The organism is Pseudomonas sp. WPR_5_2 (assembly GCF_003634475.1).
GTDB lineage: Bacteria > Pseudomonadota > Gammaproteobacteria > Pseudomonadales > Pseudomonadaceae > Aquipseudomonas > Aquipseudomonas izuensis.
Genome location: NZ_RBLA01000004.1, coordinates 327,186 through 339,668, shown reverse-complemented (window position 1 = coordinate 339,668; position 12,483 = coordinate 327,186). Strand labels below are relative to the sequence as shown.

Annotated in this window: 12 protein-coding genes; 3 read left to right on the top strand and 9 right to left on the bottom strand. The window is 59.8% G+C overall.

Annotated elements, in window-relative coordinates; translation table 11 throughout:
• Positions 1-9 precede the first annotated feature (9 nt).
• The 3 genes from ubiB to ubiE are packed head-to-tail and all read right to left on the bottom strand — an operon-like array spanning position 10 to position 3,004.
• Positions 10-1,614: a ubiquinone biosynthesis regulatory protein kinase UbiB gene (gene ubiB, locus BJ917_RS17160; RefSeq protein WP_121103918.1), complete on the bottom strand. Its 1,605-nt coding sequence runs from the start codon at positions 1,612-1,614 to the stop codon at positions 10-12.
• A complete protein-coding gene (locus tag BJ917_RS17155; RefSeq protein ID WP_096513815.1) occupies positions 1,611-2,234 on the bottom strand; it encodes an SCP2 domain-containing protein in 624 nt (207 codons plus the stop codon). The genes ubiB and BJ917_RS17155 overlap by 4 nt, the downstream gene beginning before the upstream one ends.
• Positions 2,234-3,004 carry a bifunctional demethylmenaquinone methyltransferase/2-methoxy-6-polyprenyl-1,4-benzoquinol methylase UbiE gene (gene ubiE, locus BJ917_RS17150; RefSeq protein ID WP_007989286.1) on the bottom strand — a complete coding sequence of 257 codons (771 nt, stop codon included), beginning with the start codon at positions 3,002-3,004 and terminating at the stop codon, positions 2,234-2,236. The genes BJ917_RS17155 and ubiE overlap by 1 nt, the downstream gene beginning before the upstream one ends.
• A gap of 167 nt (positions 3,005-3,171) precedes the next feature.
• Between ubiE and BJ917_RS17145 the strand changes: the two genes are divergently transcribed.
• The 3 genes from BJ917_RS17145 (at position 3,172) to BJ917_RS17135 (ending at position 4,907) form a co-directional block, all read left to right on the top strand.
• The gene (locus tag BJ917_RS17145; RefSeq protein ID WP_096513814.1) at positions 3,172-3,447 is read left to right on the top strand and encodes a polyhydroxyalkanoic acid system family protein; all 276 of its coding nucleotides are present in this window, start codon (positions 3,172-3,174) and stop codon (positions 3,445-3,447) included.
• 226 nt (positions 3,448-3,673) lie between these two features.
• On the top strand, positions 3,674-4,096 hold the full coding sequence (locus BJ917_RS17140) for a phasin family protein (RefSeq protein ID WP_096513813.1): 423 nt from the start codon (positions 3,674-3,676) through the stop codon (positions 4,094-4,096).
• A 10-nt stretch (positions 4,097-4,106) separates the two neighbouring features.
• Positions 4,107-4,907: a phasin family protein gene (locus tag BJ917_RS17135; RefSeq protein WP_096513812.1), complete on the top strand. Its 801-nt coding sequence runs from the start codon at positions 4,107-4,109 to the stop codon at positions 4,905-4,907.
• Between the two features lie 193 nt (positions 4,908-5,100).
• On the opposite strand, the gene BJ917_RS17130 is transcribed toward BJ917_RS17135, so the two are convergent.
• The 6 genes from BJ917_RS17130 to hslU form a co-directional block, all read right to left on the bottom strand.
• The gene (locus BJ917_RS17130) at positions 5,101-5,721 is read right to left on the bottom strand and encodes a TetR/AcrR family transcriptional regulator (protein WP_096513811.1); all 621 of its coding nucleotides are present in this window, start codon (positions 5,719-5,721) and stop codon (positions 5,101-5,103) included.
• Between the two features lie 170 nt (positions 5,722-5,891).
• Complete coding sequence (gene phaC / locus BJ917_RS17120) at positions 5,892-7,574, bottom strand: class II poly(R)-hydroxyalkanoic acid synthase (protein ID WP_096513809.1); 1,683 nt, start codon at positions 7,572-7,574, stop codon at positions 5,892-5,894.
• Between the two features lie 127 nt (positions 7,575-7,701).
• Positions 7,702-8,556 carry a poly(3-hydroxyalkanoate) depolymerase gene (gene phaZ / locus BJ917_RS17115; protein WP_096513808.1) on the bottom strand — a complete coding sequence of 285 codons (855 nt, stop codon included), beginning with the start codon at positions 8,554-8,556 and terminating at the stop codon, positions 7,702-7,704.
• Between the two features lie 148 nt (positions 8,557-8,704).
• Positions 8,705-10,384 carry a class II poly(R)-hydroxyalkanoic acid synthase gene (gene phaC, locus BJ917_RS17105; protein WP_096513807.1) on the bottom strand — a complete coding sequence of 560 codons (1,680 nt, stop codon included), beginning with the start codon at positions 10,382-10,384 and terminating at the stop codon, positions 8,705-8,707.
• Positions 10,385-10,644: 260 nt separating this feature from the next.
• Positions 10,645-11,022 (bottom strand): gamma-butyrobetaine hydroxylase-like domain-containing protein, encoded by a 378-nt coding sequence (locus BJ917_RS17100; protein ID WP_096513806.1) that lies wholly within the window; start codon positions 11,020-11,022, stop codon positions 10,645-10,647.
• 120 nt (positions 11,023-11,142) lie between these two features.
• Positions 11,143-12,480, bottom strand: a complete 1,338-nt coding sequence (gene hslU, locus BJ917_RS17095; protein WP_096513805.1) for an HslU--HslV peptidase ATPase subunit — start codon at positions 12,478-12,480, stop codon at positions 11,143-11,145.
• Positions 12,481-12,483: the final 3 nt, after the last annotated feature.

The following is a 12,483-nucleotide window of genomic DNA, read 5'->3' as shown; positions in this document are numbered from 1 at the left end:
CGCGACTGGCTATCGGCGAACGACCAGATACAAGCCGACGGCCATCATGATGCCAGCTGGCCAATAGGCCAACTGATTCAGCGGGCCTCCGGCGGCGAGGATGGCGCCGCCGGCCAGGTGGGCGGTGCCCAGCAGGCGCAGGAACCAGTCGTCCCGGCGTCGGTGCCATGATGGCGGCGGATCGCTGGCGTGGGGCTGGGACAGGCGTTCGAGCAAGTCGCGGGTCATGTTGGCCAGGTGCGGGATCTGCTCGATCTGGCTCTGCACGTTGCCGAACAAGGCCTTTGGGCTGACACGTTCGCGCATCCAGCGCTCGAGGAACGGCTGCGCGGTGTTCCACAGGTCGAGTTCCGGGTACAGCTGGCGGCCCAGGCCTTCGATGTTCAACAGGGTTTTTTGCAGCAGCACGAGTTGCGGCTGCACTTCCATGTTGAAGCGCCGCGCCGTCTGGAACAGGCGCATCAGCACCTGACCGAAGGAAATATCCTTTAACGGTTTTTCGAAGATCGGCTCGCACACCGTACGGATCGCCGCTTCGAATTCGTTGAGTTTGGTCTCGGCCGGCACCCAGCCTGAGTCGATGTGCAACTGCGCCACGCGCCGATAATCACGCTTGAAGAAGGCGAACAGGTTGCGCGCCAGGTAATCCTGGTCCTCGGGGGTCAGGCTGCCGACGATGCCGCAGTCGATCGCAATGTACTGCGGACTCCACGGGTTCACGGTGCTGACGAAAATGTTGCCGGGGTGCATGTCGGCATGGAAGAAGCTATCGCGGAACACCTGGGTGAAGAATATTTCCACACCACGTTCGGCGAGCATTTTCATGTCGGTGCGCTGGTCGGCCAGGGTGGCCAGGTCGGTGACCTGAATGCCGTAGATGCGCTCCATCACCAGCACTTTCGGCCGGCACCAGTCCCAGTAGACTTGCGGCACGTACAGCAGCGGCGAGCCGTCGAAGTTGCGCTTCAACTGGCTGGCGTTGGCCGCCTCGCGCAGCAGGTCGAGTTCATCGTAGATGGTTTTTTCGTAGTCGCTGACCACGTCCACCGGGTGCAGCAGGCGCGCATCGGCAGAGACTTTTTCGGCGGCGCGGGCGAGGATGAACAGCCACGCCAGATCCTGCTTGATCACCGGCTTGAGGCCCGGGCGGATCACCTTGACGACGACTTCTTCACCGGTTTTCAGTTGCGCGGCATGCACCTGCGCCACCGAGGCCGAGGCCAGGGGTTCGACGTCGAAGCGGCTGAACACTTCGCTGATCTTCTTGCCGAGCTGGTCTTCGATCAGCTTGATCGACACTTGCGAATCGAACGGCGGCACGCGGTCCTGCAACATCATCAGCTCATCGGCGATGTCTTCGGGCAGCAGGTCGCGCCGGGTGGACAAAATCTGCCCGAACTTGATGAAAATCGGCCCAAGGTCCTGCAACGCCAGGCGCAATCGCGCGCCACGGCTCAGGTCGAGGGTCTTGCGCGGGAACCAGCGCCACGGCAAGGCATAGCGCAGCGCCCGCAAGAACCAGGGCAGCGGCAGGGCGAACAGCAGGTCATCGAGGCGGTAGCGGATTACGACGCGCTGGATGCGCAACAGTCGGCGGACGGCAAGCAGCTTCATGCGTTATCGCTTGGGTCGAGGGATCGGGAAAGGCGCTCGAAACGCGCCTCGAGACGTTCCAGATCAAGTTTGATCTGGTCCAATTCACTGAATCGGGCTTCGGCTTCGCGTTGACCGACGAGGGTGCGTGATTCTTCTGCCAGGTATTCGCCCAGATTTTGGCCCAGGCTGGCGAAACCTTGCTGATACCAGCGAGCGCGGCTGCGCAGGTGGCCGCCGACCAGTTGCGTGGCAACGGGGCCGAGCCAGCGCGAGAGTTCGTACTCCCAGTCCAGCTCAAGGTCCTGCAGGATGGCCGCCAGTTCCAGCAGCACCCCGCTATCGCCGTCGAGCTCGACTTGCGGCGCATGCAGCACCGACGTCTTGTCCTTGCTCATCGCCAGTTTCAACAGGCTGGAGGCCGGCGCGCGCAAAGTGCAGTCGGCGCCGGTTTCCCATTGGGAGGCGAGCATCAGGCCTTCATCGCTGGGAAGGATGAACATTTTCAGTGCCGGGCTGCGGCAATCGACGGCAATCACCTTGCCGCTCAAGTGCGCCAGCCGCGGCAGCGCCGTGCTGTCGAGACGCAACACCCGGTTCAGGCCGAGTTCAACGCTGGCGAGCAGGCCGGCGAGCAGCATCAGGGCTTGATGCCGCGGTGCAGGGCGACGATGCCTGCGGTCATGTTGTGATAGGTCACGCGGTCGAAACCGGCCTCGACCATCATCGACTTCAGGGTTTCCTGGTTCGGGTGCATGCGGATCGACTCGGCCAGGTAGCGATAGCTTTCCGAGTCATTGGTGATCAGCTTGCCCATCAACGGCATGAAGGCGAACGAGTAGGCGTCGTAGGCCTTGGACATCAGCGCGTTGGTCGGCTTGGAGAACTCCAGCACCAGCAGGCGGCCGCCCGGCTTGAGTACACGCAGCATGGAGCGCAGGGCGTCTTCCTTGTGCGTGACGTTGCGCAGGCCGAACGCGATGGTCACGCAGTCGAAATGGTTGTCCGGGAACGGCAGTTTTTCCGCGTCGGCCTGGACGAATTCGACATTGCCGGCCACACCGAGGTCCAGCAGGCGGTCACGACCGACCTTGAGCATGGATTCGTTGATGTCGGCCAGCACTACCTGACCGGTCGGGCCTACGAGATGCGAGAACTTGCGGGTCAGGTCGCCAGTGCCGCCGGCGATGTCCAGCACGCGGTTGCCGGTGCGAACACCCGACAGCTCGATCGCGAAACGCTTCCATAGACGGTGCATGCCACCCGACAGAAGGTCGTTCATCAGGTCGTACTTGGCGGCTACCGAATGGAAAACCTCAGCGACTTTTTCCGCTTTCTGGCTTTCCGGAACGTTTTTGAAGCCGAAGTGAGTGGTGGGTTCGGCATCGCTGCCTTTGCGCTGATCAGTCATATCGCTGTCACCAAAAGAGAATGCGCGACATTCTAATCCCCAAGGGATGCTTTGTCTTGGCAAGGCTGAAGGTAAGATGGATCAACCTCGGGACGTTTTGCCGCAGCAGCGGTCAGGAATCACCGAACAAGCATTCATGGCTGTATTCAAAAAGCAGGAGTCAATCAATGGCCCGTATTAGTGTTGAGCGTGTCCACGGCCTGGGTAAGGAAGCGGCGCGCGAGAAGGCCGACAAGCTGGCGCAGAAACTCTGCGACCAATATGGCCTGGAGCCGCAATGGTCCGGTGACACCCTGAACCTCAAGCGTCCGGGTGTGAAAGGTGCAGTGCATGTGAGCGAAGATTCGATCAGGGTCGATGTGGAGTTGGGCCTGATGATGTCGGCCATGAGCAGCATGATCAAGGCGGAAATCGAAAAGGGGCTGGATAAAGCGTTGGTGTAGCTCGCGCTTTTCTGTAGGAGCAAAGCTTGCTCGCGATGCAGGCACCTCGGTTTTTCAGTTACACCGGGTTGATGCCATCGCGAGCAAGCTTTGCTCCTACAGGTTTGCGGCACCTGCTGTTTATGTCAGTTGTTAGGGTGCCGTTTCTAATTTTTCTCCCTACTTTGTGCCGGAGCCCGACACTTTCGCGGGCAGTTCCTCAAACCTTCTGCGCGTGAGGTGCACCATGGCCAAAGTTATTTTGAAGAAAAAAATCGACGCTTCGACCGCCGCTCTCAGCGACGTCAAATCCTATGCCCGCAAGATCTGGCTGGCAGGCCTGGGGGCCTACGCCAAGGTTGGCCAAGAGGGCAGCGAGTACTTTCAAGAGCTGATCAAGGCTGGTCAAACTGTTGAAAACAAAAGCAAAAAGGCAGTCGCCGAGAAACTCGAGGCAGCCAATGCCGAGATCGACGAAGCCAAGACTGAAGTGAGCACTTTCAAGGGCCGGGTCGAACTGCAACTCGACAAGGTCGAGAAGGCGTTCGACTCGCGTGTCGCAAGTGCCTTGAATCGTATCGGCATTCCGTCTAAACATGACGTTGAGACACTCTCTGTCAAACTCGATGAGCTGACGGCACTGCTCGAACGCGTCGCGCGTAAATCTTAAGGAGAACGGGATGGCTGTTAAAAAGAACACCGAAAAAGAAAGCAGCTCGTGGATCGGGAAAGTCGAAGACTACTCCCGAAAAATCTGGCTGGCTGGTTTAGGCGTGTACTCGAAGATCGACACTGACGGCAGCAAAATCTTCGATGCATTGGTTAAAGACGGCGAGAAGGCCGAGAAGGCGATTGGCAAGAAAGTCGACACTGCCAAGGATACCGCGAAGGACTCCGCTTCTTCGGCCAAGTCGCGCATCAGCGGCGTGAAAGACCGCGCACTGGGCAAGTGGGATGAGCTGGAAGGGGCTTTCGACAAGCGCCTGAACAGCGCTATTTCGCGTCTGGGCGTACCGAGCCGCAATGAGGTCAAGGCACTGCACAGCAAGGTCGATACCCTGACCAAGCAAATCGAAAAACTGACCGGTGCCAAGGTTGCGCCTGTTGCGGCAAAAACCGCGGCAGCCAAACCGGCCGCCAAGACCGCAGCCAAACCGCTGGCCAAAGCGGCGGCTAAACCTGCTGCCAAAACTGCCGCTGCAAAACCTGCCGCTGCCAAGCCGGCGGCCAAACCGGTCGCAGCGAAAGCTGCGGCTAAACCTGCAGCAAAAACCGCAGCAGCCAAACCAGCTGCCGCGAAGAAGCCCGCAGTGAAAAAACCGGCCGCTCCTAAAGCCGCCGCAGCCAAACCAGCAGTGGCAGCCGCCAAGCCGGCAACCCCGGCTGCTCCGGTCAGCGCATCGAACTCCGCTGCCGCACCGACCCCTGCTGTAACCCCGACTGTCGCGCCAGCTCCATCGACGCCAACCAGTCAGTCCTGATTCTTCAGGGTTCAAGAAAACGCCCGGCCTGCCAAGGTCGGGCGTTTTTGTTTGTGCACAATCCCAAGAGCACCGCAGTCCCCCTGTGGGAGCGAGCCTGCTCGCGAATGCGATATGCCATTCAGCATTCCTGGCGACTGTCACACCGCTTTCGCGAGCAGGCTCGCTCCCACAGGGAATGTTGTGGTCAGGATTATTCGTGTTCTTCCAGGTATTGAAGCGCCAATCGCTCCGTCGCTATTTTGATCGGCGGCAACAGATGCGGGGCCACCAGCATCATGATCTGGTAAACCACCAATCGCACTTCACCTTCACGGTCGAGAATCCGCTGATAGTCCAGCGAGAACAGCAGGGTCATGGTGATCTGTTCCACCAGTTGCCCCAGGGCCTGGGTTTCGCTGACCAATTGCCCCTGGGCCTTCAATTGCGCCAGCAATGAGGCCAGCGTGCGCTTCAGGCCGTTGAGCAGGTTTCGAATGCCCTTTGCCAGTTTCGGCAAGCGCCCGGCCAGGTTCGACAGGTCCTGGAACAGAAAACGATAGTGGGCCAGGCGTTCGACGATCAGGTGCAGGAACAGCCAGTAATCCTCGGGGCCCAGTTCGACGTCGGCGGGTGGATCGAGCAAGGGCGCCAGCTCGGCCTGAAAGCGTTCGAACAGCCCGAGTATCAACGGCTCCTTGCCGTGGAAGTGGTAGTAGAGGTTGCCGGGGCTGATGCCCATTTCGTTGGCAACTTCCATGGTGGAGACGTTCGGTTCGCCCTTCTGATTGAACAACTGCAGGGCACATTCGAGGATGCGGTCGCGGGTTTTCATCCAGTCTTCTTAATGATCATGTCAAGCGAACCCCAACTCTGTAGGAGCGAGCTTGCTCGCGATGGACGTTAACGATAACGCGTGCTGTCTGGATAAACGCGTTGCCCAAACGTTTTTCGCGAGCAAGCTCGCTCCTACAGGGATGGGTGCCGGCTGTGGAGTGTTGAGTTTCAGCGCACGCGCACGTAAGTCCCGGGCGCTGCCTCCATCGGTGGATAGTTCTGGTTACCCAGGGTCATGAGGGTTTCCTTTTGTGCGCCCGAGCGCTCCTGAATCCAGCCCAGCCATTGCGTCCACCAGCTGCCGTCGACTTGCTTGGCGTCGTAATACCAGGCCCGTGGGTCGCTGCTCAGTTTGGCACCCTCGACGTAGTTGGCTTTCGGGTTGCTCGGCGGGTTGAGAATGCTCTGCACATGGCCGCTATTGGACAGTACGAAGCGGCGCTCGCCCCCCAGCAGCAGCGTCGAGCGATACACCGCATCCCACGGCGTGATGTGGTCGTTGATGCCGGCAACGCTGAAGCTGTCGACGGTGACTTTCTGCAAGTCGATCGGCGTGCCGCACACTTCGAGGCCGCCCGGATGGCTCAGCGGGTTGTGCTTGAAGAAATCCAGCAAATCGCCATGCAGCGCTGCCGGCAGACGCGTGTTGTCGTTGTTCCAGTAGAGGATGTCGAACGCCGGTGGCTCCTTGCCCAGCAAGTAGTTATTGACGAAGTAACTCCAGATCAGATCGTTGGGGCGCATCCAGGCGAAGACCTTGGCCATGTCCCGACCGTCGAGCACGCCTTTTTGATAGGAGCGGCGCTTGGCGGCTTCCAGGGTCTGCTCGTCGGCGAAGAGGGTTGCCGGCGAATCCAGCTGGCTATCGAGCAGGCTGACCAGGTACGTCGCACTGGACACCCGCCGCAACTGCCGTTTGGCCTGCAAGTGACCTTGCAGCGCGGCAATGGTCAAGCCGCCGGCGCAGGCGCCCATCAGGTTGACTTCGCGCGCGCCGGTGATCGCCCGGCAGACATTCATGGCTTCTTCCACCGCTTCAACGTAGCTCGACAGACCCCATTCGCGATGGCGCACATCGGGGTTGCGCCAACTGATCACGAAGGTTTGCAGGCCATTCTTGAGCGCGAACTGGACGAAGCTGTTGTGGGGGCTCAGGTCGAAAATGTAGTACTTGTTGATCTGTGGCGGTACCACCAGCAGCGGTTTGGAATACTGCTTTTCGCTCATCGGCTTGTACTGGATCAGTTCCAGCAGTTCATTGCGGAACACCACGGCGCCGGTGGTGGTCGCCACGGTCTTGCCGACTTCGAAAGCCTGCTTGGTAACCTGCCGGGGCAGACCATCGTTGTGCAGGAAATCGTCTACCAGGTGACTGATCCCGCGGATCAGGCTATTGCCGCCGGAGTTGAATATTTCCTTGATTGCCAGCGGATTGAGCAGGCTGTTGGACGGCGACACGGCATCATTGAGCAGGGCAAACGCGAAGTGCGCGCGGGCACGATCGTCCGGGCTCATGTTGCTCTCGTCGATCCAGCTTTTGACCTGCTTCTGCCAACTCAGGTAGGCCTGCAGGCTGCGACGATAAAACGGGTTGAGGCTCCAGGCCGGATCGGTGAAACGGCTGTCTTGCGGGTTGGTCGGGTGCAGGGTTTCGCCCAGCAGCACCCGACCCAATTGACCGCCCAGTTTCAGGGCGTGCCGGGCGCTGTGCACCGGGTTGCGCAAACCATGTGCGGCAACGCTGCGCAGGGTTGAAAACAGATCCCGACCTCTCAGGCCGGTAATCGCACTCTGTGCATTGATGAACGCGGCGGGAGTCGGTAGAGATTCCCTCGCTGGTTTGTCGCGCATGACTCAACACTCCTTCGTCTTCAGGCCAAATACAAACACACCGAACCAGAACACCATAGACGCTGTAACGGGTTGTTGCGCGGCGCGGCATCCTGCCGTCCACTTTTCTTGAGAAAAGCGCGGCGGATTAACCGCCCAGTGGCGACGGGTGCGGGTGCATCACCGCACGCTGCCGCTCCTCCTCGAGAAACTTCATGATGATCGGCGCCACGGCTTCGGCCCGGGTAATCAGGAACAAATGCCCGTCATCGATGATGTGCAACTGGGCGTTGGGAATCCGCCAGGCCAGCAAACGCATGTTGACCAACGGGATCAATGGATCGTCGTCGCCGGCCAGTACCAGGGTCGGCTGGTTGATCTTGTGCAGCCAGTGAATGCTGGTCCAGCCGAGACCGGCGAACAACTGCCAGTAGTAACCCAGCTTGCCCGCCGAACGCACCTTGGCCGCATGGCTTGCGGCCAGCGTCGGGTCGCGGCGGAACGAGCCGCCGTAGATCATCGGCGCGATGCGGATCACGTGCGACGGCTGGATGTAACGTCGTGGGCTGGCCATCATCCACAGCACTTTCGGCTTGCCTGGCACCATTACCGCGCCCGCCGCCGTGGCGGCCAGCACCAGCTTCTTGCAGCGCTCCGGATAGTCATAGGCGAACTGCTGCGCCAGGGCGCCACCCCAGGACACGCCGATCACATTGACCTGTCCGTAATCGAGGTAATCGAGCATGCGTGCCGTGAGTTTCGCCAGGCTGGGAAAGCGGTACGGAAGATTTGGCGTCGACGAACCGCCGACACCGGGAACGTCGAAGGCGATGACTTCCAGGTCCGGGTCCAGTGCGGCGACGAACGGAAACACCAGCTCCAGGTTGGCGCCGATGCCGTTGAAAATCAGCAAGGGCGTCAAGTGAGGCTTGCCGGGGCGTACTGCCGTGCGGAGGGTCTGGCCATCCAGGTCGACGGTACGGAATATGAACGGTTGCGGCATGCTTCAGCCCTGTTTATGAATTCATCCCCGAATCCTTTGTGGGAGCGAGCCTGCTCGCGAATGCGTCGGGTCAGTCAACTTCAATGTTGAATGTTTGACCGCTTTCGCGAGCAGGCTCGCTCCCACAGGAGGAGGCGGGGTGTGTCAGTTACCGCTCATGTACGTATGTACCCGGCGACGCTTCGCCCGCCGGATAAGCCTTGTTGCCCAGTTTCAACGGTGCTTTTTTCAGCTCGCCCGAGCGCTCGGCCTGCCAGGCCTGCCAGTGCAGCCACCAGGAATCGGTGTGCTTGCTGGCGTTTTCCTGCCACTCATCAGCACTGTCCGCCATCTCGGTGCTGGTCATGTAACGGGATTTGGGGTTGCCCGGCGGGTTCAGGATGCTCTGGATGTGGCCACTGCTGGACAACACGAATTCAACATTGCCGCCGAACAGCTGCGCCGATTTGTAGCAGGACTTCCACGGGGTGATGTGGTCGTTGGTGCCGGCCAGGGAAAAGATGTCGGCCGTCACCTGCTTGAGGTCAATGGCTGTACCGCACACTTCCAGTGCATTGGGGCGAATCAGTGGGTTGTTTTTGAACAACTCGATCAGGTCGCCATGGAATGCGGCCGGCAACCGCGTGGTGTCGTTGTTCCAGAACAGGATGTCGAAAACCGGTGGCTCGTTGCCCAGCAGGTAGTTGTTGACCCAGTAGTTCCAGATCAGGTCGTTGGGGCGCATCCAGGCGAAGACCTTGGCCATGTCGCGACCTTCCAGCACGCCGGCCTGGTACGAGTGGCGCTTGGCGGCTTCGAGGGTTTGCTCGTTGACGAACAGGGCGACGTCGCTGTCCAGGGTGGTGTCGAGCACGCTCACCAGCAGGGTGAGGGCGTTGACCTTGTTTTCACCGATTGCGGCGTAGTGGCCCAGCAGCGCGGTGCAGGTGATGCCGCCGGAGCAGGCGCCGAGCATGTTCACGTCTTTGCTGCCGGTGATGGCGGTGACCACATCGACCGCTTCCTTGAGCGCCTCGATGTAGGTCGACAGGCCCCACTCGCGCTGTTCCTTGGTCGGGTTGCGCCAGCTGACGATGAAGGTCTGCACGTTGTTGCGCAGGCAGAATCGCGCCAGGCTCTTGTCCGGGCTGAGGTCGAAAACGTAGAACTTGTTGATCTGCGGCGGCACTACCAGCAACGGGCGCTCATGGACCTGCTCGGTGGTCGGCTTGTACTGGATCAGCTCCAGCACGTCGTTGCGGAACACCACCGCGCCTTCCGTCACGCCCAGGGTCTTGCCGACCTCGAACGCACCCATGTTGACCTGGCTCGGCATGCCGCCGTTGTGCACCATGTCCTTGGCCAGATGCGAGAGACCGTCGAGCAGGCTTTTGCCGCCGGTTTCGAAGAAGCGTTTGACCGCTGCCGGGTTGGCCGCCGTATTGGTCGGGGCCATGGCTTCGGTCATGAGGTTGATCACGAAGTGCCCGCGAGCCACGTCCTTGGCCGGGAGGTTGCTGTCGTCGATCCAGTCGTGGAGTTCCTTGCGCCACGCCAGGTAGGTTTGCAGATAACGTTTGTAGAGCGGGTTCTGGCTCCAGGCCGGATCGGCGAAACGGCGATCGTCGCTGGTCGGTTGCAGCCCGGACTTGCCGAACAGCACGTTCTTGAGTTCAAGGCCGAAATGCGCGACATGTTTGGCGCTGTGCACAGGTTGTTTGATGGCCTGCCTGAGCACCATTCGAGCAGAAGCCAGTAGATCCTTTCCACGCAGCCCAACGACAGGATTCAGTCCCAAGGTGTTTTCCGAGGCCTGATACTTCAAGTCATCGTTATTCTTGTTACTCATCTACGACGCTCCATTGTCCTGACACGAGTACCCGGGGTCCTGCTGTGCAGTCACACAGCCAATACCAGGTACTTCTGCCCAGGTGACCGTTAATACTGCATCGCTGCTTTTTGTTCGCAGAGAGCACTGCAGGGAACTTGCCAGTTCCATTGGTTACCCGAGTTTAATTTTTTTCGCAAGCGGGCCAATCGCCGACTCTGAAGCCGAGCATTCAAACAGATGGAATTAGAAAATGCCCTCTAATGAGCGAGAGGCTTGGGCTAGAGCATCAGCTTGACGATGGATTCGTTCGGATCGCGGGTTTTACCGGCGGCTTTGAGCTCGGCCAGATAATCCTCCCAGAGTGCGTCATAACGTCGCCCCAGCTCATAGAGGTATTCCCAAGTGAACAGGCCGCTGTCGTGGCCGTCGTCGAAGGTCAATTTCAGTGCGTACTGACCGGCCGGTTCTACCTTGGTCAGGCCTACGTTGATCTTGCCAAATTGCAGGATGGGTTTGCCGTGGCCCTGGACCTCGGCGGAAGGAGAGTGCACGCGCAGGAACTCGGCGGGCAGGGTGTATTCCTCGCCGGACGCGTATTTGAGTGTCAGGGTTTTCGAGGCTTTGTGCAGCTTGATGTCGGTGGGGAGCTGGGTCATGGCCAAAGTTCCTTATGGATGGAACCCTGTAGGAGCGAAGCTTGCTCGCGAAGGTGTATCAGTCGACATCAATGTGGCTGACACACCTTCGCGAGCAAGCTTCGCTCCTACAGGTATGGCTTACAGGATATAACGGGACAGGTCTTCGTTCTGCGCCAATTCGCCCAAGTGGTTGTTGACGTAGTCGGCGTCGATCTGGATCGCCTTGTCATCGTGGGTGCTGGCCAGGTCGCCGGCGCTGAACGACACCTCTTCAAGCAGACGCTCAAGCAGGGTGTGCAGGCGACGGGCACCGATGTTCTCGGTTTTCTCGTTGACCTGCCAGGCGATTTCCGCAATGCGCTTGATGCCGTCCGGCTGGAACTCGATGGTCAGACCCTCGGTTTTCAGCAGTGCGCAATATTGCTCGGTGAGCGATGCGTGCGGTTCGCTCAGAATGCGCTCGAAGTCTTGCGGCGACAGCGCCTTGAGTTCAACGCGGATCGGCAGGCGACCCTGTAGCTCCGGCACCAGATCACTCGGCTTGCTCAGGTGGAACGCACCGGAAGCGATGAACAGGATGTGGTCGGTCTTGACCATGCCCAGTTTGGTGTTGACGGTGCAGCCTTCGATCAGCGGCAGCAGGTCACGCTGTACGCCTTCACGGGATACATCGGCGCCGCCGACGTTGCCGCGCTTGGCGACCTTGTCGATTTCGTCGATGAACACGATCCCATGCTGCTCGACCGCTTCCAGCGCCTTGGCCTTCAACTCTTCATCATTGACCAGGCGGCTGGCCTCTTCGTCACGCACCAGTTTCAGCGCTTCCTTGACCTTGAGCTTGCGGCTCTTGCGTTTGCCTTTGCCCATGTTGGCGAACAGGCTTTGCAACTGGTTGGTCATTTCTTCCATGCCCGGTGGCGCGGAGATATCGACGCCGGACATTTCGGCGACTTCGATTTCGATCTCCTTGTCATCCAGCTGACCTTCGCGCAAGCGCTTGCGGAACAGCTGACGGGTATTGGAATCGGACGTCGGCGCGTCATCGTTGCTGAAACCCATGCGTGCCGGCGGCAGCAGCGCATCCAGGATGCGCTCTTCGGCGGCGTCTTCGGCGCGGTGGCGAACCTTGGTGATTTCCTGTTCGCGCAACAGCTTGATCGCGGCATCGGCCAGATCACGAATGATCGATTCGACGTCACGTCCGACATAGCCGACTTCGGTGAACTTGGTCGCTTCGACCTTGATGAACGGTGCGTTGGCCAGTTTGGCCAGGCGACGGGCGATTTCGGTTTTACCGACGCCGGTCGGGCCGATCATCAGGATGTTTTTCGGGGTGACTTCAACGCGCAGCTCTTCGGGCAGCTGCATCCGGCGCCAGCGATTGCGCAGGGCAATGGCGACGGCGCGCTTGGCATCGTCCTGGCCGATGATATGGCGATTGAGTTCGTGGACGATTTCACGGGGAGTCATGGACATAGT